Below are 22,365 nucleotides of genomic sequence, written 5' to 3' on the forward strand. Positions count from 1 at the left end.
GAGGCGATTGCGTACTCGTCGATCCTCGACTCGGTCGAACGCGACATGCTCGGCCACCGCATTACCGGGACCGGGCATGTCGCGAACGACCTGACCGAGATGTTTAGTTCTTGCCGCCGGGAATAACGGAAGTGACTGTCTTCCAGGGCCATTGCCACCAGGGATCCGACTGGTCGGTGAGCTTGCGGACTTCGTCTTCGAGCTCCTCGATGCGTTGCAGGGCGAGTGCAAGGCCGTCGACCACTGTGTTGTAGGCACCGTTGCCGTGCGAACCGAGCTGCGGCCAGCCGGCGAGGCCGGGACCGCGAAGCTGGATCTGAATGTCGCGCAGGATCGCATCCTGTTCGGGGGTCACGTCTGGTTCCTCCTGGGCTTGTTGGTAGTCCCATTGGCCGAAATCGGTTGTGAATGTCTCGTTTTCGTCGCAGGCCACGCCACCTACGTACACGGTGCCGATGCGCTGATAGATGTTGCGGCGGGTCTCGACGTTGCCGCCCGACCAGGCACCGGTCTGCCAGGCCCACGTGGCGGTGCCGTTGTCGAGTGCCCGATGCAGCGGCCAGTACCCGCCGTAGATACCCACGTTCTCCCTGCCGAGCACCGTCGCTGCCCCGCGTAAGTAGTTATCGATCGGGACCTGGTCGGCGGGCGTGGCGTCGAAGTCGACCGAGAAGTAGATCGGCCGGTCGGCGCGACCGCCGCAGCGCAGCACCTGTTTCAGTGCGAGGCCGGCGTCGTAGACGCCCGCGTCGTAACCGTCGAGCATTCGATTGGCAGTCGTTTCCCAGTTCGAGACGATCGAGACGCCGTTCGCCCGCAGGTCGGCCGCCTCGGTGGGGGTGAGTAGTTTGCCCGGCAGGCTCGGGCCGCCGTCGGACAGGTAGCGCACGACGAAGTCGTAACCCGCCCGCCTGATGGCTGCTCCGCCTGGCCGGGCGGCTGAATAGTCCAGTCCGAATCGCACGTGCGCAACCCTAGTGGAGCTGACCGACAAACCCGGGATCAAGACATTTCGGGCGTCACGAGAAGGTGCCGAGTACCGGTTTCCACTCGTTGATCCGCACCGCTTCGATCAGGTCCGATTTGTGGAACGGGTCGTCGTTGAGCCGCTGTTCCACCGCCGCGAGGTCGCTCTCGGCGAAAATGATGAGCGCGCCCGACCCGTCCGGATACGGCCCCGAGGACACAACCACACCCGCGTCGACCAGGCCGCCCAGCCACGCCCGGTGGTCGGGACGGACTTCGTCGCGACCGGGAATCGTCTCGTCGGAGTACGCGTACTCGACGGCGAAATATGCCACTTGAGCCTCCCTAGAGCGCCAACAACATGCGGGTGTTGCCTAGTGTGTTCGGCTTGACGTAGCTGAGGTCGAGGAACTCCGCGACGCCGGTGTCGTACGACCTGCACATCTCCGCATAGACCTCTGCGGTTACAGGCGTGCCGTCGATCTCCTCGAATCCGTGCTGCGCGAAGAAATCGACCTCGAACGTGAGCACGAAGACCCGGCTCAACTCGATGTCGCGCGCCACCTCGACGAGCCGGTTGACGATGAGATGACCGACGCCCAGCCCCTTCACGACCGGGTCGACCGCAACGGTGCGGACCTCGCCGAGGTCGGCCCACAGCACGTGCAGAGCGCCGCACCCGATCACGGTGCCCGCCCGTTCGGCGACCCAGAATTCCTGAACAGCCTCGTACAGCGTCACCAGGTTCTTCTCGAGCAATATCTTGCCGGCGTAGACGTCGACGAGTCGCTTTATGGCCGGAACGTCGGAAGTGCGTGCCCTGCGGACGCTTACGGGGTCACCGCCCACGGCGGGCGGACGCGATGTCATGGGCGCAACAGTACTTACCCTGTGACCGGATAGTCTTTATTGGTGCCGGTCCGTCATCGCCCCCGTTCACGGGTCAGCTCCTCGACGAGGGGATGCTGTCGCCAGTCCGGGGGACAGGCGTGAGTGCACAGCGCGAAGAGGTGAGCAACGGCGATTCGGCGCTGCCGCGCGCGGGCGATTCGGCGCTGCCGCGCGCGGGCGATTCGACGCTGCCGCGCGCGGGCGATTCGGCGCTGCCGCCGCCGGCTCCCACCCCTGCCGCGTCGGCAGCAAACGCCGCGCAAGCTCATCCAGGTACCGCGGTCCCGTTGCTGAACATCGCGAACGTGCTGACGGTTCTTCGCATCGCCATCGTTCCGGTGTTCCTCTGGGCACTGTTCGCCGATGGTGGCCACGATTCGGGCTGGCGGATCACCGCATTCGTGCTGTTCTTCGTCGCGTCGGTGACCGATCGCATCGACGGCCAACTCGCACGGAAGTACGGCCTCGTCACCGATTTCGGGAAACTCGCCGATCCGATTGCGGACAAGGCGCTGATCGGCGCGGCACTCGTAGGCCTCTCGATGCTCGGTGATCTGAGTTGGTGGGTCACGGCCGTCATCGCTGTACGCGAACTCGGAATCACGGCGCTGCGCTTCAGCGTTCTGCGGCACGGCGTGATACCGGCGAGCCGCGGCGGGAAGCTCAAGACGCTCGTTCAGTCGCTTGCGATCGGGATGTACGTCCTGCCCCTGCCCGATGCCCTGGGTATCGCGAGCGCAGCCGTCATGGCCGTCGCTGTGGCGCTCACCGTGGTCACCGGTATCGACTACGTCGTGCAATCGGTCCGGTTGCGGTCGCACGGCCGCCTGCACGTCCGGTGACCGAACCACTGCTGGACGGAATCCCGGCCCGCGAGCTCGTCGTCGAGCTGGTCCGCGCCGGGCAGACCGTTGCCACAGCGGAGTCGCTGACGGCGGGTTTGCTTGCGGCGACTATCGCGTGCGTCCCGGGCGCAAGCGAAGTGCTACGCGGTGGCCTGGTCGTCTACGCGACCGACCTGAAGCATTCGCTCGCCGGCGTCGATGCCGCGATCCTCGCCGTGGACGGGCCGGTCGCGGCAAGCACCGCACGCGAATTGGCACTCGGAGCCGCAGCGAAGTGCGGTGCGGACTGGGGTCTCGGATTGACGGGCGTCGCAGGTCCCGACGAGCAGGACGGCGTGTCCGTCGGAACCGTGTTTCTCGGGGTTGCGGGTCCGGACGGCATCGATGTGACACGCTTGCAGCTCGCCGGTGACCGGTGGCAGATCCGGCGTGGGGCAGTGGAATCGGCGGTGTCGGATCTCGTTCGGCGACTACGGAACCGTCGCGCGCGCTAAGGTCGGGAACCATTCGGGCCAGCGCGCACGTTGACCTGTCTGATGGGGCTGTAGATTTGTGAGTGACAGGTCCTGGCAAGTAACTCCGCGAGAGACCTGGCGGTGACAAAAGTACGGCTGGTGGCAGCCATACTGCGACGACGACATAACGGGAGGACCAAGATGGCGCTGCTCTTGCGTGAGGCGATCGGTGACAGCCTTCGTCGTACCCGTGTGTCGCAGAGTCGTACGCTGCGCGAAGTGTCGAATTCGGCAAGCGTGAGCCTCGGGTACCTGTCGGAGGTTGAACGCGGTCGCAAGGAAGCGTCCAGCGAACTTCTGGCGGCGATCTGCGAGGCACTCGAAGTGCCCCTTTCGGATGTGCTTTTCGACGTGAGCGAGTCGATGGCAGATGCGACGGGTCGTCGCCGCGTGGGCGACGAACAGCATGTCGATGCGGCTGCACCCGATTTGGGAGCTGCGGCGACGGCGTCGACCTCCACTCGGATCGGCGCGGAAACTCGGATCGTGATTCCGGCTCCGACCGCGCGGGCACTCGCAGCAGCCTGACGATGACGTCGGCGCGGCGGGTCACGATCGATACCAGGTCCGGTCCATGCTGTGGACAAGCGCGGAAACCGATAGATTCTGGAGTAGGGCACCGAGGACGGGCCATCGTGTCGACTGACGGGCGCGGCAAGGTGGAAGTTGGCTCCGCGACAGCGAGGCCTACGTTCCGGTACGTGACGGTCGCGTATCGGGTCGCGCGGAGCGCGGCGCAGCAGATGGAGGCGGGATCAACCGATGGCTAATCCGTTCGTCAAGGCGTGGAAGTACTTGATGGCCCTCTTCGATTCGAAGATCGAGGAGCATGCGGACCCGAAGGTCCAGATTCAGCAGGCGATCGAGGATGCGCAGCGGCAGCACCAGGCACTGTCGCAGCAGGCTGCCTCCGTCATCGGCAACCAGCGGCAACTCGAGATGAAGCTGAATCGGCAGCTCGACGAGGTCGAGAAGCTGAACGCCAATGCGCGCCAAGCGGTCAATCTGGCCGATCAGGCGCAGGCCGCGGGCGATACCGAGAAGGCGATCCAGTACACGAACGCAGCCGAGGCTTTCGCTGCGCAGCTGGTCACCGCAGAGCAGGGCGTAGAAGACTTGAAGGTCTTGCACGATCAGTCGCTCCAGGCTGCCGCGCAGGCCAAGAAGGCAGTCGAGCAGAACGCGATGGCATTGCAGTCGAAGGTTGCCGAGCGCACGAAGCTGCTCAGCCAGCTCGAGCAGGCGAAGATGCAGGAGCAGGTCAGCGCGTCGCTTCGCTCGATGGACAGCACGTTGTCCGCGCCCGGCACCACGCCGAGCCTCGACGCCGTCCGCGACAAGATCGAGCGCCGGTATGCCAACGCCCTCGGCTCGGCCGAGCTCGCGCAGAACTCCGTTCAGGGTCGAATGATGGAAGTTCAGCAGGCGAGCATCCAGATGGCGGGCCACTCGCGGCTCGAGCAGATCCGCGCATCGATGAAGGGTGACGCACTGCCATCGGCAGGTGCCGGTCCCGCGATTGCGCCGAAGACTCAGCAGGGTGAGACGACCGCGAACTAGGCGCACCGTTTCTTGATCATGTGAGGTAGGCACGATGTTGCGAGATCTCGGCGAGTCGATGCTTGTCTCGGTGCGCCGCTGGGCCGACCCACGCGAACGCCTTCTCCGCAAGGTGCGCCGCGCCCGCAGGCGCAGCATCAGGTACGGAACGGCGTCCGGAGTCACTGCGGTCGGCGCGGCGGGACTCGTCGTCGCCGCCGCACCCGCGTGGATTGTCGTTATTGCTTCCGGCGGCGCCGCGGTTCTGGTGCTCCCCGCGGCCCTCGCGGCCCGAAAGTACTTGCGTCTCAGGGATCAGGCGTTGCCGCCCTCGTCAGAGCTACGGGCGTTGCCACCGATGGGGTCTGCCGCACGTGAGCCGATTGTCCGGCTCGGCAAGCTCGAACGGAGCCTCGGGGATGTACTGAACGTAGTCGCGCGTTCTGCTCCGGTGCCGCCCGAGGAATTGCGCGAAACTGCAGAGACCGCGCAGTCCGCGGCGTCCGCGCTCCGTGCCCTCTCGGTCGACATCATCGACCTGGAGCGTGCCTCGAAGCGGGTCGGCGGCGAGAGTCCTGAGCTGCATCAATCGGTCATGTTGGCGATCGGCGAGTTGAAGGCCGGCCTACGCGAATACCAGCGCCTGCTCGATGCCGCGGCACGAATGACTCCGCTGACGACCGGTCAGCGCGTCGACTGGGACGGTCCCAACCACGAGTTGCGGATCGCTGCCGACCGTCTGGACAGCTGGGCGGACGCACTCGCGGAACTGGCCGCACCGGCCGGCGCGATCGGACCTGGGCACTCCGCTCAGGCCTCTCAGGGTAATCCCTGATCTTTCCCTGATATAGCCTCTGAGCTGCTGCTTTACCTCCTTCGCCGTGCCAGCATGGTGATACACGGACCCACGATGAGCGGTCCGAACAAGGACTGGAGGACCAGAAGTGTTCTGGAAAATCGTAGGAATCGTCGCTTTGATCTGGATTGCGCTCGCGATTATCGGCGCGCTGGTCAAGGGGCTGTTCTCGATCCTGGTCGTGAGCGCTGTGGTCTTCGGCCTGTACATGCTGTTCAAGGCGATTTCCGGCTCCGGCCACAAGGACTTGACGAAAGTCTGATGAGACCGTCCAGAGCAGGTGTGGCACGCTGGGGCGATGCGAGTAGCGGTCGTTGCCGGTCCTGACCCCGGTCATGCGTTTCCAGCGATTGCGTTGTGCCGCAAGTTTCTCGACGCCGGTGACCAGCCGATGCTCTTCACCGGAACGCGCTGGCTCGACGACGCGAAACGCGAAGGGATCACAGCCCAGCGACTCAAAGGGCTTGCGCCGCGCGCGATCGACGACGATATGGACGCGGGCAGGCGCATTCACGAGCGTGCAGCGTACATCTCGACGGAGCTTTTGCCGGACCTCTCGGCGATGCTGCCCGAGCTCGTGGTCTCCGACATAATCACCGCCGGAGGCGGTTTGGCTGCGGAGCGGCTCGACGTCCCATGGGTGGAGTTGTCCCCGCATCCGCTGTATGCACCGTCGAAAGCGTTGCCGCCCATAGGAAGTGGACTGGCGCCGGGGGAGGGGATCGGCGGGCGCGTCCGTGACGGCCTGATGCGGGCGGCGACGGGTCGGTCGATCCGGCAGGGCCTGCGGCAGCGGAGCGCTGCACGCGTGGGAGTGGGGCTGCCCGCCGAAGATCCCGGTCCCGCATTGCGTTTGATCGCAACGCTCCCCGCCCTGGAGGTGCCGCGGCCCGATTGGCCCGAGATCGCGCATGTCGTCGGCCCGCTGCATTGGGAGCCGACGGACGCGGTGCTGGCGCCGCCGCCGGGCGATGCACCGCTCGTCGTCGTGGCACCGTCGACTGCGTTCACCGGTGCGGTCGGGATGGTCGAGGTCGTGCTGGAAGGGCTTGCCGGAGTGGATGTTCGAATCGCGATTTCCACGCTGGACGAGCCCCCCGAAGACCTGCCGGACTCTGTCGTTGCGGGACTCGGAAGGCAGGACGAGCTACTTCGGCACGCTGCGGTTGTCGTGTGCGGCGCTGGGCACGGTCTGCTGTCCAAGGCGCTGCTGGCAGGCGTTCCCGTCGTCGCGATTCCGGGCGGTGGCGACCAGTGGGAGCTGGCCAACCGGGCGTCGCGACAGGGGAGTGCCATCGTGGTGCGGCCGCTGTCAGCCGACGCCGTGCGCGCGGCGGTGCTGCGGGTGCTCGGCGAACCGGGCTTCCGGGTGAAGGCGGCCCAAGCGGCTGCAACCGGTCATGCCGTAGAGGATCCGGTTGTGTTGTGCCACAAGGTCCTCGGCGCCTGAGTCAGCGGCGGAACTCCTCCACGGGATGGAACTCGGCCGCGGCATCGCCGACCTCGTTGCGGTACCACGCTTCGCGGCGGCGGCGCTGGACGCGGTCGGCAACCTCGTCGAGACCGGGCACCAGTCGTCGCGCGGTCTCGAGCGTGAACACAAGGGGTAACTGGGCAATTGGGTGCAGCGCCCACGGAAAGCGGCGCGGCATCCGGTGTTTCGCGTAGGTCGAGGGCAGCAGCCACAAACCGGTGTACCCGATCTGGACGCGGTAATTCACTTCGTCGCGCAGTCGTTTTCGCCACGGCGTGCCCGACTTCGGTTCGAACGCCGGCAGATAGGACTCGACGAGTTCCTCGCCGTCGGCGCCGGCCGTGTATGCCCGCTTCACGAACGCAGCGAACATCAGTTGTACGGACTCCCTGAAGTCGCGCGGGTACCACTGCGGCTGGACGCCGAGGAGGTGGCCGACGTATCGCCAGAAGTGCAGTGTCGCTTCGATTTCTTTGATCGTCGTCTGATGGCCGATGCTCCACAGGGCGAGTCCCGGAACAACGCTTCCGCCCATCAGCGTCAGGGTCGCGTCGCCGATGCTGATGGGAACGCCCCACGCGTCGTAGTCCCATTCCGGTCGCTGCATCAGTTTCCGGCGAATGAAAACGTGCATGATGCGTACACGCATGGCCGTCTCGCGACCACGTCCGCGTGGATCGAGACCACCGGGTTCGGAGACATCGATCCAGAAGCGGACTGTTTCGAGCTGGCGTTTGTGCGCTTTGTCGCCCGCGTAGCCGCCGGCGTACGACAACGGCTTGGTGATCGAACTTTCGGAGTACATCTCCAGAGTGCTCGTCGTCGCAAAGCTGAAAACCGATGTGCCCCAGCGGCGGAACACCTTCGCACCGTGGTCCACGAGGTTCCGATCGAGCCACTCCGGGTCGGTTTCGAACTCCTGGAAGAGGCGGTGCAGCGAGGGTGGTGCGTCGGGTAGGGATTCGATGCCCTCAGCCAGAGCCTGATCGAGCATTGCTCGGCCCGCCTTGGGCCCGATAGCGCCGAGGTAGACCTCGTCGACGAAGGCTTCCGCGACCGGATCGGCACTGTAGTACGCCTCCGAGAACGCTCGCACCATTTCCTCGCTCGGCTGCGGATCGAAGCGGAAAGCGCGCTGCCACAACTTGCGGGCACGCTGGATCTGCGGGTGGTCGACGCGGTCCCAATACCGGAATTCGGTCGGGACCTTGCCCTGCTCAGCATGTGCGATGGTCGCGGTGGGCTTCATGCATGTTAGCTTAATGTGAGCACTAGCTCACCTTCTACTCGCATTCATGAGGTGCCCTCCATGCGCGATGTTTCGACGGAAAGGCGACGTCGAAGGCCTAAACAGGAGCGGTCGCGCGAAATGCGGGAACGTATTCTGGAAGGTGCCGCTCAGCTTTTCGATGAGCGCGGCATCGCAGAGACGTCGACGAATCGGATCGCAGCGCACGTCGGTGTGAGCATCGGATCGCTGTATCGGTACTTTGCCGACAAGGACGAGATCGTCGCAGCGTTGCGGACCAGATTCACGACCGAACTCGAGGAGCGATTCACCGCTGCGGTGCTCACCGGACTGAGCATGGAGACGCAGGCTGCGGTCGCGACCGGGATCGGCGTCATCGTGGACACGCTGGCGGAGCATCGCGGTCTGGTACGGGCACTGGCGGGCCAATCGACGATCGACGGCTTGGCATTCGACGACCTCGAGCGGCGACTGCTGGTGCTGACGAGAGCTTATTTGCTGCACCAGCTAGGCGCCCTGTCCGACGAGATTCTCGACGCCCGGGCGTTCGTGATGGTCAGCGTCGGTTTGGCTACCAGCATCCGCATCGGGCTCAGCCCGCCGGCCGGAGTCGAGCGGCAACTGTTGGTCGACGAAACCGCGCGCATGCTCGCGGTCTGGATTTCGGCAGGTTAAGCGCGTTCCAGGACAGCGACAGGGATCTTTCGGTCCGTGAGTTGCTGATAGGTGTCGAAGTGCCGGTAGGTCGAGTTGAGTAGCGTCCAGCATTCGTCGCGTTCGGTGCCTTCGACTTCCCGGAACGTCACGGCCCACTCTTCGCCTGCGACCTGCACGGTGGCCACGCCTGCGTCGCGGAGGTTGAGGTACCACGCGGGCAGCTTCGGATTTCCACCGTTCGAGCCACCGACGAGGATGTCATCGCCGCGACGAGTCAGGATCAGCATCACCGTTCGCGGCTGCCCGCTTTTGCGCCCGCGCACAGTCAGCGCGAAGGTCGGGGCACGGAAGTAGAGGTCGAGTACCTTGCCGACGACATTGCCGTTCATCCGAGCGTGAAAGCGGCTGAACGCGCGTGCCCCAGGCGCGAAAACACTGCTGGCGTAGTGGTTCATCGTGCCAAGCACGGTCTTGGATCGTTTGTTTTCAGACACCCTCGCTACGGTAGTGGAGTGCGACTGACGGATTTCCGCGAACTGGTACAAACCGAATTCGGAACGGCTCGCGGCGACGCGATCCTCACCGACCACGTCCTGCCGAAGTTCGGCCGAACCGGCGCCCAAGCGATCGAGGCGGGTATCGACCCCCGCGAAGTGTGGCGCGCGATGTGCGCCGAGTTCGACGTGCCCCGGACGCGTTGGTAGCTGTTGGCGAGGGGCGCTGTCCTGGCGCGGTGGTGATCACGAGGGAACGGTTGGGGGGTGCGGCGTGTCGGTGACCCGTTGTTCGTTGTCGGCGGGTGCAGGCTGATATTCGGCCATAGGCCGAGTGGGTTGCACAGCAAGAGGCTTGTCGGCTAACCCGGAAACACCTTGCGCGAACTCGGCGGCGTGTCGAACACGGATGTCATTGACTCGAACACGTGTTCCCCTATGCTTGTGGAAACCGGCGCCACAGAACTTGTCGGTAGCGGCCTCTAACGTGACCGGCACACGCTGAACGAGAATTCGAGACAGGGGAACAACACGATGGCACCACAGGCTCACGATCGCGACAAGGCACTGGAATTGGCTCTGGCGCAGATCGACAAGAACTTCGGTAAGGGTTCGGTGATGCGCCTGGGTGACGAGGTGCGCCAGCCCATCGGAGTGATCCCGACCGGCTCGATCGCACTCGATGTCGCGCTGGGTATCGGCGGACTGCCGCGCGGACGCGTGGTGGAGATCTACGGCCCGGAGTCGTCGGGTAAGACGACGGTCGCACTCCATGCCGTGGCCAACGCGCAGGCGGCCGGCGGTATCGCCGCATTCATCGACGCCGAGCACGCGCTCGACCCTGACTACGCCAAGAAGTTGGGTGTCGATACCGATGCTCTGCTGGTCTCGCAGCCGGATACCGGTGAGCAGGCGCTCGAGATCGCGGACATGCTGATCCGCTCGGGCGCCCTCGACATCCTGGTCATCGACTCCGTGGCGGCGCTCGTTCCCCGCGCCGAGATCGAAGGTGAGATGGGCGACAGCCACGTCGGTCTGCAGGCTCGACTGATGAGCCAGGCCTTGCGAAAGATGACCGGCGCGCTGAGCAATTCGAACACCACGGCAATCTTCATCAACCAGCTCCGCGAGAAGATCGGCGTGATGTTCGGTAGCCCCGAAACCACAACCGGTGGTAAGGCGTTGAAGTTCTACGCCTCGATCCGACTCGATGTACGACGGATCGAGACGCTGAAGGACGGCACCGACGCGGTCGGTAACCGGACCCGTGTGAAGGTGGTCAAGAACAAGGTCTCGCCGCCGTTCAAGCAGGCAGAGTTCGACATTCTTTATGGCATCGGAATCAGCAAGGAAGGCTCGCTGATCGACATGGGTGTGGAGCACGGCTTCATTCGGAAGTCGGGATCTTGGTACACCTACGAAGGCGATCAGCTCGGTCAGGGCAAGGAGAATGCCCGGAAATTCTTGCTGCAGAACACCGACGTCCGTGACGAGATCGAGAAGAAGATCAAGGAAAAGCTCGGAATCGGTGCGGACGTGACTGCCGAGCCGGCTCCGGTCGACTTCTGACAGCAGCAGCGATGCGGGAAGCCAACGCGAACGGCGGCACGACCGGCGGTAGCGAGGCGCAGGCGAAAGATGCCTGCCTGCGCCTGCTCACCGACCGGGCGCGAAGCCGGTCGGAGCTCGCACAAGCGCTCGCCAAGAAGGGATTCGAGGATGACGTGGCCGAGCGGGCGCTGAACCGGCTCGTGCACGTGGGTCTGATCGATGATGCTTCGTTCGCCGAGCAGTGGGTCCATTCGCGGCACACCTATTCGGGCAAAGGGCGCCAGGCGCTCGCACTCGAATTGCGCCGCAAAGGGATCCAGCAACACCATGCCGAGGCGGCACTGTCGCAGATAACCGGCGACGACGAGCGAAGTCGGGCAGCCGAACTGGTACGCAAGAAGCTGCGAACGCTATCGGTACCCAGCGATCCGGGGGAGCGGGACAAGGCAATTCGCAAATTGGTCGGGATGCTTGCACGACGCGGTTACGGCCAGGCCCTGGCTTTCGGCGTTGTGAAGTCCGAACTCGAGCTCGCAGGTGGCGAGACGGACGGACTGTTCGAGGAGTGAAATCGCAAGACCCGTCGCCAACTCAGGGCGACGGGAACGGCGACAATCAGTGGGACGCGGTCGAATCCGAGGTCAGCACTGGCTGTTGACGAGACGATCGAGACGTTGTTGAGCAAGTGCGACCATCTGGATGTTGCCACCCTCGCGAGGCCTTGCCTGAAGTTCGGCGAGTGTCGCTTGTGCGTCCGCGAGATCCTGGGCGAGGCGGTCGCATCGTTCTTCCTCTTCGCGGCGCTCACGGCGGCGGCGGTCGTCGTCGTTCTCGATTCGGTTCGTGCTGATTGCGTTGCTGATCGCTCCGGTCGAGGACCGTTCGAGCCCACGGGCACCCTCGTTGCGAATGATCCAGCCGACCGTTGACTGCACGCCGTCCTCATCGACGATCGTGCGGTAGACACCCTCGCCGACCTCGGCAGGGGTCGCGGTGAAGTTGTGGTCCGTCCCGCCGATCTTGACGGTGCCGGAAATAGCGCCGCCAACCATGCGTGCCTGCACAGCCATCCCGCTCGTGTCGGACAGGGAAAGCTGATTGTCGGTGAACGTGCCGTTCGGCCATGCCCACATCGACGATCCGTCGCAGATGAAGGCAACAGCGTTGTCGCCGGACATCACGAGCGCGATGTAAGCGTCCGTGCCGTCGACGGAGCCGAGGTACGTGCCGGCCGGTTGCGGCGCATCGGCGAACGGTGACGGAATAAGTTCCATCATCGCGTCCGTGGATTGGGTTGCCGACGCAGGTGCGGCCGAGGATGCAGACGTTGCGGAGTCGGTGGACGACTCGTCGCTGCTACAACCGATGAGCAGGGTCGAACTCGTCACCGCCAAGGCAGCGAGAACTGTGCGTACTGTCAGGCGATTCACGGTAGTTCCTCTTCCGATGAAGTTCCGTAGGGGTGGTTTTCGTCCTTTTCTCGAGGACCTACGGACTGGGTGTGGAGGAGGTTCGAAACCGTTACATGTGCCGAAGCGCTACAGCTTGGAGTCGAGGAGCGCGGTCTCGTCGAGGGCGGTCGGGCGTATGCCGGTTTTCGAGTGGCGCGTCCGAACTTCGAGGATCTTCGCGATGCCCGCAACGGTGAGGTTGATGCCGATGTAGATGGCCGCACCGACGATGAAGGCAGGCAGGAGATTGAAGTACTGGGCGCCGATCTGCTGGACCGAGCGCAGCAACTCCGGGTAGGCGATGATGAAGCCGAGCGACGAGTCCTTCAGCAACACCACGATCTGCGCGACGATCGAGGGCAGCATCGCGCGCACCGCCTGCGGAATGAGGATCAACCGCATCGTCTGACTCTTGCGCAGGCCGAGTGAGTAGGCGGCCTCGGCCTGGCCACGCGGCAGTGAGTTGATGCCCGCGCGAAATACCTCCGCCAGGACCGAACCGTTGTAGAGAGTCAAGCCGATCACGACGGACATGAACGGCGAGATCGAGCCCTTTCCGAGATAGAAAGCGAAGAAGATCAGCAGCAAAAGGGGGAGCGCACGAAACAACTCGATGATTGTCGTCGCAACCCAGCGGACGGGAGCGTGATCGCTCAGCCTGCCGGCCGCGAGAATTGCGCCGAGCGCCAACGCAAAGACCGTGCCGACGGCCGCGGCCTTGATCGTCGCCCACATACCTTTGATGAGCGCATTCTGAATGTCGGTGTAGGTGAACGGTTCCCATTTGGCGGCTGTCAACTGATCGGCGTCGTCCAGGCGCATGACGATCCATGCGATCACGGCGAGTACCAGCAGAACGCCGACCACTGACAGGGTGAAGTTCACCCGCCGCGCGCGTGGTCCGGGGATGTCGAAGAGAACAGATTTGGGCGCGGAGGATCGTGTGAGCCATGCCGGGCGTCGTGTCATCGGACGATTGCCACCTTTCGCTCGAGCACTCCGACCAGGTAGCCCATCGGCAGCGTGATCACCATGTATGCCAATGCGGTGGCGATGAGGATCCACAGCACTGCGTCGCCGCGGTTCTCGATCGTCTGCCGCATCGCCGAGATGAGTTCCCGGTTGTTGAAGGCGGAGGCAATCGACGTGTTCTTCGTCAGTGCGATGAGAACGCTTCCCAACGGGGGAATGACCGACCGCAGCGCTTGCGGGAGGATCACGTATCGCAGCGACGACGAGAATGTCAGGCCGATGGAGCGTGCCGCTTCTGCTTGGCCGATCGGAATCGTCTGAATTCCCGACCGGATGACCTCACAGACGAAACAGGAGGTGTACGCGACCAGGGCCATGATCGCGTAGATCCGAAACTGTGTGTTCGAGGACGCGTCGAACTTGATCTGCAGAATCGGCAACCCGAACGCGGTGAAGAACATGACAAGCGTCAACGGGGTGTTGCGGACCAGGTTCACGTATCCGGTTGCGGCGCCGCGCAACGCAATCGACGGCGACACCCGCATGGCAGCGAGGACCGTACCGAAAACCATGGCGCCGAGCGCCGACCAGAAGGTCAGGACGATCGTGCCCCAGAATCCGTCGAGAAACACGTCGAAGTTGTCGGATACCGCATCCATCGCACGCTCCTAGAGATAGCGGCATCCGCTGAGCTGTTCCTCAGCGGATGCCGTGCGCGAACTCAGTACTGGTCTACCGGCGGCGGCGATACGCCGTCGGAGTCGCCCAGGGTGTACTCGAATACCGTCGTCCAGTCACCGTTTTCCGCGTGCTTCGTCAGTGACTCGTTGAGGAAAGTGCGAAGCGCAGTGTCGCCCTTCGGAAGTCCGATTCCGTACGGTTCCGAGCTGAACGAATTGCCGACGACCTTCAACGTGTCCGGTTGTGCCGCTGCGTATCCGCGCAGGATTGCATCGTCGGTCGTCACCGCGTCGACCGAACCGTTGGTCAGTTGCTCGACGCACTTCGAGTATGTGTCGAAGGTGACGAGTTCGGCGTTCGTATACTGCTCTTCGATTCGCTGCGCCGGAGTCGAACCGTCGACCGAGCAGACCTTCTTGCCGTCGAGCGATTCCGGACCGGTGATATCGGTGTTGTCCTTCTTGACGAGAAGGTCTTGTCCGGCAACGTAATACGGACCCGCGAAATCGACGACCTCCTTGCGACGGTCGTTGATCGTGTACGTCGCGACGACCAGGTCGACGGTGCCGTTCTGCAGGAACGGCTCACGGTTGGCGGACACCGTTTCGGTGAACGTGATCTGGTCGGGGGAGAAGCCGAGGTCGGCGGCGAGCATTTTCGCGATCTCGACGTCGAAACCTTCCGGCTGGTTCGCTCCCGCCGGCAGCTGGCCGAGGCCCGGCTGGTCGTATTTGACGCCGACGACGAGCTTTCCAGCGGCCTTTGCCTTGTCGTAGGTCGGGCTGCCGGTCAGCGTGACGCTTTCGGCGACTTCGAAAGTGGGCGACGGTCCCTTGTCCGTTTTGTTCGCGTCGTCGGGGCTGCCTTCGTTGCCGCACGCCGAAAGCGTAAGTGCTGCAACGGCGATCCCGACCGCGAGGGTTCTGAAGCGGTACCTCATCTGATTCCCTTCACTATGTGATTCGTGCTCGATGTAGTTGAACGAGAACTGTTTTCAGTGCGCGAGGATCTTCGAGAGGAAGTCCTTCGCGCGGGCACTCTCGGGTTTGCCGAAGAAGTTTTCGGGAGTGTTCTGTTCGACGATCTGTCCATCGGCCATGAAGATGACCCGATCCGCGGCGCGGCGTGCGAAGCCCATCTCATGGGTGACGACGACCATCGTCATTCCGGACTTCGCCAGTTCGATCATCACTTCGAGTACTTCGGTGATCATTTCCGGGTCGAGCGCCGAGGTCGGCTCGTCGAAGAGGATCACCTTGGGGTCCATTGCCAGCGCACGTGCAATGGCGACGCGTTGCTGCTGGCCGCCCGAGAGCTGCGCCGGAAGCTTGTCGGCCTGGTTGCCGATTCCGACGCGGTCGAGCAGTTCCCGACCGCGCGCGTTCGCCTTGGATTTGTCGATGCCGCGCACTTTGATCGGTCCGAGAGTCACGTTCTGCAGGACGGTCATATGCGCGAAGAGGTTGAACGACTGGAACACCATTCCGACGTCGGACCGCAGTCGAGCCAGCGCCTTACCCTCCTCGGGAAGTGGAACTCCGCCGACGGTGATCGTGCCGCTGTCGATCGATTCGAGGCGGTTGATGGCGCGACACAGTGTTGATTTGCCCGAACCCGACGGACCGATGACGACGACCACTTCGCCGTGATGGATCGTCAGGTCGATATCGCGCAGCACATGCAGAGCGCCGAAATGCTTGTTGACCTGTGAGAGAACGACCAGTGGCTCGGAAGCGCGCGTCATGGCCATGACCTTAAGCGTTCACTCGGGTTGTGCGCTCTCCTTGGCCCCACGACTTCAACGGAAATGTCCGAGTTTCTGCGTCGGGCAGCGATCGACGGCGGCCGCCGAGCGAATTCCGGAGGGTCGCGACGCCTGCGCGATTGTGCTGCCTTCCGGGTGGACCGCTCGGCAGAATTCGGCGGATCGGGGTAGTTGGCCATGCTCGAATACTCGCGTCAACGGCCCGCAGGCCGTCCATTGACCAGGGCAAACACAAGATTGCCCAGGCCTCGAGCTAGTCTGAGCCGTGTCGATGTTCGCTGATGAAACCACCCGCAATGCACAGCGCAGCTACGAGGTCCGGACCTACGGCTGCCAGATGAATGTGCACGATTCCGAGCGGCTCGCCGGGCTGCTGGAAGACGCGGGCTATGCGAAGGCGGAAGCGGGCGACACCCCGGACCTGGTCGTGTTCAACACCTGCGCGGTTCGGGAGAACGCGGACAACAAGCTCTACGGCAATTTGAGTCACCTGGCGCCGGTGAAAGCCGAGCGGCCGGGGATGCAGATCGCGGTCGGTGGTTGCCTGGCGCAGAAGGACCGCGACACCGTCGTCAAGAAGGCTCCGTGGGTCGATGTCGTTTTCGGCACCCACAACATCGGTTCGTTGCCGACCCTGCTCGAACGAGCCCGCCACAATCAGCAGGCCGAGGTCGAAATCCTCGAGTCTCTCGAAGCGTTTCCTTCGACGTTGCCGGCTCGCCGTGAGTCGGCATACGCCGGTTGGGTGTCGATCTCCGTGGGCTGCAACAACACCTGCACGTTCTGCATCGTGCCCGCACTGCGTGGCAAGGAGGTCGATCGCCGGCCGGGCGATGTTCTCGCGGAGGTGCAGGCGCTTGTCGACGAAGGAGTTCTCGAGGTCACGTTGCTCGGCCAGAACGTCAACGCCTATGGGGCATCGTTCGCCGACCCCGACCTCGGACGTGACCGCGGTGCGTTCGCCGCTCTGCTCACCGCTTGCGGCGCCATCGACGGTCTCGAGCGCGTCCGATTCACCTCGCCGCATCCCGCCGAGTTCACCGACGACGTCATCGAAGCAATGGCTGCGACCCCGAACGTGTGCCCGCAGTTGCACATGCCCCTGCAGTCCGGCTCCGACCGAATCCTGCGGGCGATGCGCCGCTCCTATCGCAAGGCGCGCTTTCTCGGCATCATCGACAAGGTTCGTAAGGCACTGCCGCACGCCGCGATCACGACCGACATCATCGTCGGGTTTCCCGGTGAGACCGAGGAAGACTTCATGGAGACGCTGGACGTCGTGCGCAAGGCGCGGTTCACCAGCGCGTACACGTTCCAGTATTCGAAGCGACCGGGGACACCTGCTGCGGACATGCCCGACCAGCTCCCGAAAGCTGTTGTCCAGGAGCGGTTCGAACGGCTGATTGCGTTGCAGGAACAGATCTCGTTGGAAGAGAACGAGAAGCTGATCGGCTCGACCGTCGAGGTGCTCGTCGCCGAGGCCGGCAAGAAGAGTGCGGCGAACCACCGGATGAGCGGCCGTGCGCGCGACGGCCGACTAGTACATTTCACGACGGACGGCGAGTCTGTTCGGCCCGGCGACGTCGTCACGATCGGTGTCACCGCCGCGGCGCCGCACTACCTGATCGCAGATTCGGCGATCAAGACCTATCGGCGCACTCGCGCAGGTGACGCACACGAAAAGGGCACGACCCCGAAAACCAGCGGGATCGGTTTGGGGCTGCCGACAATAGGGGTACCCGCTCCCTTACCAGAAGCGATGGGGTGCAACGCATGAACGACTCTGGAGCAACTGATTCCAATATGGATGCGCTCAAGGCCGATGTGGACGCTGTCGAACGCAAGATGGCCGGTGAGATCGATCCAGGTATGCGGGCCGTCGTTGTCGCGGTACTCGTCTTCCTGGTTCTGGGGGCCCTCGCGCTGCCGCACACCGGCGACGCCAAGGGCTATGACGTCCTTGCCGGCGACACCATCGCGCTGGACGAATCGATCGCACTCCCGTCGCGAGTGTTCGTCTGGCTCTCGTTGGTGTTCGGTGTCGGTTTTTCGGTGCTAGCGCTGGTTACTCGACGCTGGGCGCTGGCCTGGATCGCTGTCGCCGGCAGCGCGGTCGCGACGGTTTTCGGCATGCTCGCCATCTGGACCCGCCAGACCGCGCAGACGAACCAGGTCGTCGGGGGCAGCATCGGCGCGGGCCTTGTCGTCGGCTGGATTGCGATCGCGCTGTTGACGTTCCACTGGATTCGCGTCGTGTGGAGCAAGACTGCGCTGCAGTTGGCGGCCGAAGATCAGCGTCGCCGAGCGGCGGCAGCGAACGAAGACGATCGAGAGTGGTACCACCGCGCCTGATTGTCGAATCGGGCGCGGTGGACCAGATCAGCGGTTGGTGACGGCGCCCTCTGCGGCTTCGGCCCACTCACGCCACTGCTTGGCCTGAGCGAGAGCCTTCTCGGCGTCGCGTACCTTGCCTGCAGCGGTTGCCTTGGCAGCCTGCTCTTCGAACGCTGCGACACGCTCGCGGAACTGAGCAGCGCGGGCGACCGCCTCGGGGTCGGTCCGCCGCCACTGCGAATCGGCAGCGTCGCGAACTCGCTTCTCGATCGTCCTGAGCCGGCCTTCGAGGTCGGCCATCTTCTCGCGCGGAACCTTGCCGACTGCGTCCCACTTCTCGAGCAGTTCGCGCAATCCCGCCCGAGCCGCCTCGATATCGGTACTCGGGTCGATATGGGCTGCCTTGCGGAGTAGCTCTTCTTTTGCGACGGCGTTCTGCTCGAACTCGGCGTCGCGGTCGGAGGCATCGGCATTGCGCGCGGCGAAGAAGACGTCCTGGGCCGCCTTGAACTTCTTCCACAGTGCGTCGTCCGCGTCGCGCGGAGCCCGCCCGGCGGCCTTCCACTCGACCAGCAGATCCCTGAAGGTCGCCGACGTACCGGTCCAGTCGGTGGAGGCGGACAGTTCTTCGGCACGCTTGACAAGTTCTTCCTTGCGCGACTTTGCGGATGCCCGTTCGCGATCGAGTTCGGCGAAATGAGCCCCGCGGCGCCGGTTGAACGCTTCGCGCGCCTTCGAGTAGCGCTTCCACAACGCGTCGTCGACCTTGCGGTCCACGCCGCGGATCGTCTTCCACTCGTCGAGAATTTCGCGGAGTCGGTCGCCCGCGGCTTTCCACTGCGTGGACTCGGAGCTGACCTTTTCGGCCTCGGCGCAGAGCGCCTCCTTGCGTTCGGTGCTTTCCTGGCGCTGCCGGTCCTTCTCTTCCTTGGCGTGCGCCGCGGCTTCGTCGGAATGCTCGATGATCGCGCGGAGTCGGCGAGCCAGAGTGTCGAAGTCGCCGATCGCCGCGGCGGTCGGCAGGGACTCCGCGATTGCGGTTGCCGCCGCCTTCGTCTTCTTCGCGTCACCGGTGCCGGAGGACAGCCGGGCTTCCAGCAGAGTGACCTCGGTGGCGATGTCGTCGAACCGGCGACCGAAGTGTGCGAGGCCCTCGGCGGCATCTCCCGCCTGCCACGAACCGACCTGGCGCTCACCGTCGGCGGTCTTCACCCATGCAGATCCGTCGTCGTCCACCCGACCGAAGTGGCTGGGATCGCTGGCGACGGGGACGACAACCGTGTGCAAAGTGCCCGGACCAGGCTTCGGATGGTGCGGCGAGACATGGTGGGGAACAGTGGCCGGAGTCGGTCCGGTGCGTGCGGCACCCTGTTCTGTGCCAGGGCGCGGAGCCCCGGGCCGCGGGACTCCAGGTTTCGGGCCACCCGGCTTCGGTGTGGGGTGTGTTCCTTCGCTCTCGGACATCGTTTCCTCGTCTCTGCCGCGCGTCACGGCTGCCTGTATGCGTGGGACTCATCCCATTGAACCCGGTACAAGCCTTGCAGACCATTGAAATCAGCCGATAAGGCGTCCCCTTCCTGGCCGTATCCGCTGTGGTGGGTCCGGCGGCCGCGAGTTGCCCGCACGGCGGTGACCTACTGTTGCAAGCGTGTTCACTGCCGCGGCGTTGGTTCCGTCGCCCCCGATTCTGGTTCCGGAGCTCAACGGGGCAGACCCGGGCAACAGCGCGGAACTGCGCGCTGCAGCAATTGCGGTCGCGAGCGAATTGGGCGCCGGTGCGCGCAAATGGACGGTCGTCGGCGTGGGTGAAACCGAGGAGACGCTTGGTCCTGATGGGCGCGGAACCTTCCGCGGTTTCGGCAAGGACGTCGAAGTGGCGCTTTCGGACCGCAGGATCGGCCGTGCGGACCCGAAAATGCCACTGGCAGCGCTGATCGCGGGCTGGCTGCGCGGCGTTGCCGCGCCCGGAACGAGCCTCGAGTGCCGGGTGCTTGCCGTGGATACATCGCCGATCTATTGCGCGCAGCTCGGCTCGACGCTGCGTCGCGAACTCGACGACGATCCGGAGCCCCACGGGCTGCTCGTAGTCGCGGACGGCGCGACGACGCTCACCGCGAAGGCACCCGGGTCGTTCGACGAGCGCGCGCCAGAATTTCAGGCCGACCTCGATCGAGCCCTCACCGACGGTGACTACGAGTTTCTGGCGCAACTGGACCCGGTCGTGTGCATCGAACTCGGGGTGAGTGGGCGTGCGGCGTGGCAGGTACTCGCCGCCGTGTTCGCCGGACGCCCCACCTGTAAGACGCTCTACTCGGCAGCGCCCTTCGGCGTCGGCTATCACGTGGGCACGTGGACGCCGTGACCGTTCCTGCTCCTGTGGCGGTCGTCGGACCGACGGCGACCGGCAAGTCCGACCTCGGGCTCGAGCTCGCGGAACGACTCGGCGGCGAAATTGTCAACATCGACGCGATGCAGCAATACCGGGGCATGGACATCGGAACCGCGAAGTTGCCCCTTGCCGAACGGCGCGGCATTCCGCATCATCGCCTCGACGTGCTGGATGTCACCGAGACCGCCACGGTCGCGAATTATCAGCGGGACGCGACAGCCGAAATCGAGGACATCAGAAGCCGCGGTGCCCGACCCGTGATCGTCGGCGGATCGATGTTGTACGTGCAGTCGTTGCTCGACGACTGGTCGTTTCCGGCGACCGACCCGGACGTGCGCGCGAAGTGGGAGTGCGTGCTTGCCGAGGGCGGCGTCGAGGCGGTTCATCGCGCCTTGACGGTCGCAGACCCGCAGGCAGCGGCAACTATTCTGCCGACCGACGGTCGCCGGATCGTGCGTGCACTCGAGGTCGTCGAACTGACCGGCAAACCCTTTGCGGCGTCCGCGCCCACGATCGGTGAGCCGAGGTGGGGCACCGTGATCATCGGTGTGGACCGGGACACCGAGCTGCTGGACGCGCGCATCGAACGTCGAACAACGCGAATGTTCGAGTCCGGTCTGGTCGAGGAAGTGCAGGAACTGGTCGGTGCAGGCCTGCGCGAGGGCGTGACGGCCCGCCGGGCGATCGGATACGCGCAAGTGCTCGACTTTCTCGACGGTCTGTACGACATTGCGGAAGCTCGAGAGCGCACACTTATCGGAACGCGGCGCTATGTCCGCAGACAGCGTTCGTGGTTTCGGCGTGACCGTCGGGTTAGATGGGTCGACGGCGCCGACCCGGACGTGGTGTCCGTGGCAACGAAGTTGGCGCTGGGAGAGCTAGGAGTGGAGTGATCGTCGAAGGTGCGCGCAGTCGCCGCGTAAGTTCCCGCAATGCCGGGTTCCAGCAGTGGCAGTCCTATCTCACCAATCGCACCAAGCGACACAAGGCCGGCCGGTTTCTCGTGCAGGGGGTGCGGCCGATCAAGCTCGCCGTCGATCACGACTGGCCGATCGAGTCATTGCTGTACCGCGTCGGCGGACCGCACCTTTCGGACTGGGCGCGTGGCGTACTCGACACGACGCCGCACCCGACGATCGGCCTGGTGCCCGACCTCATCGCCGAATTGGGCGAGAAGTCTTCTGCCGCGCCGGAGTTGATCGCGGTTGCGAAGGTCCGTACGCCGGACCTCGCGACCTGGACGCCGCGTGAACGTGAGCCGGTCATCGTCGTCTACGACCGCCCGACCTCGCCCGGGAATCTGGGGACGCTGATCCGGTCGGCGAACGCGTTCGGTGCCGCGGCGGTCGTCGTCTCGGGACATGCGGCCGACCATTTCGATCCGCAGTGCGTGCGTGCGTCGACCGGTTCGCTGTTCGCGATTCCGGTCCTCCGCGCATCCGGCGCAGGGGAGATGCTCGACTTCCGCAATCGACTTGCGGGCCTCGGCATCGGACTGACAGTCGTCGGCACCGACGAGGACGGCACCGCGGCGGTCTACGACCACGACTTCACCCGCGGCACGATGCTCGTCATCGGCAACGAAACCCGTGGGATGAGCGTGGCGTGGCGCGAGCATTGCGACGCTGTAGTCCGAATCCCGATCGGTGGTGCGGCGAGTTCGCTCGGTGCGCCCTCCGCGGGTGCGGTGTGCCTCTATGAAATGGCACGGCAGCGCAGGTCGTTACAGTAAGAAC

Annotated in this window: 27 protein-coding genes; 16 read left to right on the forward strand and 11 right to left on the reverse strand. The window is 64.5% G+C overall.

Annotation, left to right across the window (positions count from 1 at the left end):
• Window positions 1-103 precede the first annotated feature (103 nt).
• Genes JGU72_RS10010 through JGU72_RS10020 form a run of 3 tightly spaced genes read right to left on the reverse strand, consistent with a single transcriptional unit; the run spans window position 104 to window position 1,836 of the window.
• Entirely contained in the window at window positions 104-964 is an 861-nt protein-coding gene (locus tag JGU72_RS10010; protein ID WP_199683700.1) for a DUF1906 domain-containing protein, read from the reverse strand.
• Between the two features lie 55 nt (window positions 965-1,019).
• Entirely contained in the window at window positions 1,020-1,301 is a 282-nt protein-coding gene (locus tag JGU72_RS10015; protein ID WP_199683702.1) for a YciI family protein, read from the reverse strand.
• 10 nt (window positions 1,302-1,311) lie between these two features.
• On the reverse strand, window positions 1,312-1,836 hold the full coding sequence (locus tag JGU72_RS10020) for an amino-acid N-acetyltransferase (RefSeq protein WP_199683704.1): 525 nt from the start codon (window positions 1,834-1,836) through the stop codon (window positions 1,312-1,314).
• 233 nt (window positions 1,837-2,069) lie between these two features.
• On the opposite strand from JGU72_RS10020, the gene pgsA reads away from it, so the two are divergent.
• The 7 genes from pgsA to JGU72_RS10055 all read left to right on the forward strand — a co-directional run bounded on the left by pgsA (window position 2,070) and on the right by JGU72_RS10055 (window position 7,062).
• Complete coding sequence (pgsA, locus tag JGU72_RS10025) at window positions 2,070-2,699, forward strand: CDP-diacylglycerol--glycerol-3-phosphate 3-phosphatidyltransferase (RefSeq protein ID WP_374101111.1); 630 nt, start codon at window positions 2,070-2,072, stop codon at window positions 2,697-2,699.
• Window positions 2,696-3,196: a CinA family protein gene (locus tag JGU72_RS10030; protein WP_199683708.1), complete on the forward strand. Its 501-nt coding sequence runs from the start codon at window positions 2,696-2,698 to the stop codon at window positions 3,194-3,196. The genes pgsA and JGU72_RS10030 overlap by 4 nt, the downstream gene beginning before the upstream one ends.
• A 162-nt stretch (window positions 3,197-3,358) precedes the next feature.
• The gene (locus JGU72_RS10035) at window positions 3,359-3,745 is read left to right on the forward strand and encodes a helix-turn-helix domain-containing protein (protein WP_199683710.1); all 387 of its coding nucleotides are present in this window, start codon (window positions 3,359-3,361) and stop codon (window positions 3,743-3,745) included.
• A 234-nt stretch (window positions 3,746-3,979) separates the two neighbouring features.
• Window positions 3,980-4,777: a PspA/IM30 family protein gene (locus tag JGU72_RS10040; RefSeq protein WP_199683712.1), complete on the forward strand. Its 798-nt coding sequence runs from the start codon at window positions 3,980-3,982 to the stop codon at window positions 4,775-4,777.
• A gap of 34 nt (window positions 4,778-4,811) precedes the next feature.
• Window positions 4,812-5,591: a phage shock envelope stress response protein PspM gene (gene pspM / locus JGU72_RS10045; protein ID WP_199683714.1), complete on the forward strand. Its 780-nt coding sequence runs from the start codon at window positions 4,812-4,814 to the stop codon at window positions 5,589-5,591.
• A gap of 109 nt (window positions 5,592-5,700) precedes the next feature.
• Entirely contained in the window at window positions 5,701-5,874 is a 174-nt protein-coding gene (locus JGU72_RS10050) for a hypothetical protein (RefSeq protein ID WP_199683716.1), read from the forward strand.
• Between the two features lie 36 nt (window positions 5,875-5,910).
• Window positions 5,911-7,062 (forward strand): glycosyltransferase, encoded by a 1,152-nt coding sequence (locus JGU72_RS10055; RefSeq protein WP_199683718.1) that lies wholly within the window; start codon window positions 5,911-5,913, stop codon window positions 7,060-7,062.
• Window position 7,063: 1 nt separating this feature from the next.
• On the opposite strand, the gene JGU72_RS10060 is transcribed toward JGU72_RS10055, so the two are convergent.
• Window positions 7,064-8,335: an oxygenase MpaB family protein gene (locus JGU72_RS10060; protein WP_199683720.1), complete on the reverse strand. Its 1,272-nt coding sequence runs from the start codon at window positions 8,333-8,335 to the stop codon at window positions 7,064-7,066.
• 120 nt (window positions 8,336-8,455) lie between these two features.
• On the opposite strand from JGU72_RS10060, the gene JGU72_RS10065 reads away from it, so the two are divergent.
• On the forward strand, window positions 8,456-9,010 hold the full coding sequence (locus JGU72_RS10065) for a TetR/AcrR family transcriptional regulator (RefSeq protein WP_199683721.1): 555 nt from the start codon (window positions 8,456-8,458) through the stop codon (window positions 9,008-9,010).
• On the opposite strand, the gene JGU72_RS10070 is transcribed toward JGU72_RS10065, so the two are convergent.
• Window positions 9,007-9,486 carry a nitroreductase/quinone reductase family protein gene (locus JGU72_RS10070; protein WP_199683722.1) on the reverse strand — a complete coding sequence of 160 codons (480 nt, stop codon included), beginning with the start codon at window positions 9,484-9,486 and terminating at the stop codon, window positions 9,007-9,009. The genes JGU72_RS10065 and JGU72_RS10070 overlap by 4 nt on opposite strands.
• An 18-nt stretch (window positions 9,487-9,504) precedes the next feature.
• Here JGU72_RS10070 and JGU72_RS10075 point away from each other — a divergent pair, with 18 nt between their 5' ends.
• The 3 genes from JGU72_RS10075 (at window position 9,505) to recX (ending at window position 11,606) form a co-directional block, all read left to right on the forward strand.
• Window positions 9,505-9,696 (forward strand): DUF3046 domain-containing protein, encoded by a 192-nt coding sequence (locus JGU72_RS10075; RefSeq protein ID WP_199683724.1) that lies wholly within the window; start codon window positions 9,505-9,507, stop codon window positions 9,694-9,696.
• 324 nt (window positions 9,697-10,020) lie between these two features.
• Complete coding sequence (gene recA / locus JGU72_RS10080; RefSeq protein WP_199683726.1) at window positions 10,021-11,055, forward strand: recombinase RecA; 1,035 nt, start codon at window positions 10,021-10,023, stop codon at window positions 11,053-11,055.
• 11 nt (window positions 11,056-11,066) lie between these two features.
• On the forward strand, window positions 11,067-11,606 hold the full coding sequence (gene recX, locus JGU72_RS10085) for a recombination regulator RecX (RefSeq protein ID WP_199683728.1): 540 nt from the start codon (window positions 11,067-11,069) through the stop codon (window positions 11,604-11,606).
• A gap of 72 nt (window positions 11,607-11,678) precedes the next feature.
• Here recX and JGU72_RS10090 read toward each other — a convergent pair whose 3' ends face one another.
• The 5 genes from JGU72_RS10090 to JGU72_RS10110 form a co-directional block, all read right to left on the reverse strand.
• Window positions 11,679-12,467 (reverse strand): hypothetical protein, encoded by a 789-nt coding sequence (locus JGU72_RS10090; RefSeq protein WP_199683730.1) that lies wholly within the window; start codon window positions 12,465-12,467, stop codon window positions 11,679-11,681.
• Between the two features lie 108 nt (window positions 12,468-12,575).
• Window positions 12,576-13,457 carry an amino acid ABC transporter permease gene (locus JGU72_RS10095; RefSeq protein ID WP_199683732.1) on the reverse strand — a complete coding sequence of 294 codons (882 nt, stop codon included), beginning with the start codon at window positions 13,455-13,457 and terminating at the stop codon, window positions 12,576-12,578.
• A complete protein-coding gene (locus tag JGU72_RS10100; protein WP_199683733.1) occupies window positions 13,454-14,119 on the reverse strand; it encodes an amino acid ABC transporter permease in 666 nt (221 codons plus the stop codon). Before JGU72_RS10100 ends, JGU72_RS10095 begins: the two co-directional genes overlap by 4 nt.
• Window positions 14,120-14,181: 62 nt before the next feature.
• Entirely contained in the window at window positions 14,182-15,081 is a 900-nt protein-coding gene (locus JGU72_RS10105) for a glutamate ABC transporter substrate-binding protein (protein WP_199683735.1), read from the reverse strand.
• Between the two features lie 54 nt (window positions 15,082-15,135).
• Complete coding sequence (locus JGU72_RS10110; protein WP_199683737.1) at window positions 15,136-15,885, reverse strand: amino acid ABC transporter ATP-binding protein; 750 nt, start codon at window positions 15,883-15,885, stop codon at window positions 15,136-15,138.
• A gap of 292 nt (window positions 15,886-16,177) precedes the next feature.
• Here JGU72_RS10110 and miaB point away from each other — a divergent pair, with 292 nt between their 5' ends.
• Together miaB and JGU72_RS10120 are read left to right on the forward strand one after the other, a co-directional pair.
• Window positions 16,178-17,683 carry a tRNA (N6-isopentenyl adenosine(37)-C2)-methylthiotransferase MiaB gene (miaB, locus tag JGU72_RS10115; RefSeq protein ID WP_199683738.1) on the forward strand — a complete coding sequence of 502 codons (1,506 nt, stop codon included), beginning with the start codon at window positions 16,178-16,180 and terminating at the stop codon, window positions 17,681-17,683.
• Window positions 17,680-18,258 carry an Rv2732c family membrane protein gene (locus JGU72_RS10120; RefSeq protein WP_199683740.1) on the forward strand — a complete coding sequence of 193 codons (579 nt, stop codon included), beginning with the start codon at window positions 17,680-17,682 and terminating at the stop codon, window positions 18,256-18,258. The genes miaB and JGU72_RS10120 overlap by 4 nt, the downstream gene beginning before the upstream one ends.
• 27 nt (window positions 18,259-18,285) lie before the next feature.
• Here JGU72_RS10120 and JGU72_RS10125 read toward each other — a convergent pair whose 3' ends face one another.
• The gene (locus JGU72_RS10125; protein ID WP_233531838.1) at window positions 18,286-19,704 is read right to left on the reverse strand and encodes a DUF349 domain-containing protein; all 1,419 of its coding nucleotides are present in this window, start codon (window positions 19,702-19,704) and stop codon (window positions 18,286-18,288) included.
• A gap of 184 nt (window positions 19,705-19,888) precedes the next feature.
• Here JGU72_RS10125 and JGU72_RS10130 point away from each other — a divergent pair, with 184 nt between their 5' ends.
• The 3 genes from JGU72_RS10130 to JGU72_RS10140 are packed head-to-tail and all read left to right on the forward strand — an operon-like array spanning window position 19,889 to window position 22,361.
• Entirely contained in the window at window positions 19,889-20,602 is a 714-nt protein-coding gene (locus tag JGU72_RS10130; protein ID WP_199683742.1) for a class III extradiol dioxygenase subunit B-like domain-containing protein, read from the forward strand.
• Complete coding sequence (miaA, locus tag JGU72_RS10135; protein ID WP_199684547.1) at window positions 20,599-21,522, forward strand: tRNA (adenosine(37)-N6)-dimethylallyltransferase MiaA; 924 nt, start codon at window positions 20,599-20,601, stop codon at window positions 21,520-21,522. Before JGU72_RS10130 ends, miaA begins: the two co-directional genes overlap by 4 nt.
• A complete protein-coding gene (locus tag JGU72_RS10140; protein ID WP_307828376.1) occupies window positions 21,519-22,361 on the forward strand; it encodes a TrmH family RNA methyltransferase in 843 nt (280 codons plus the stop codon). The genes miaA and JGU72_RS10140 overlap by 4 nt, the downstream gene beginning before the upstream one ends.
• The last annotated feature ends 4 nt before the right edge of the window (window positions 22,362-22,365 follow it).

The sequence above is a fragment of the Antrihabitans auranticaus genome, from assembly GCF_016481275.1.
Taxonomy (GTDB): domain Bacteria; phylum Actinomycetota; class Actinomycetes; order Mycobacteriales; family Mycobacteriaceae; genus Antrihabitans.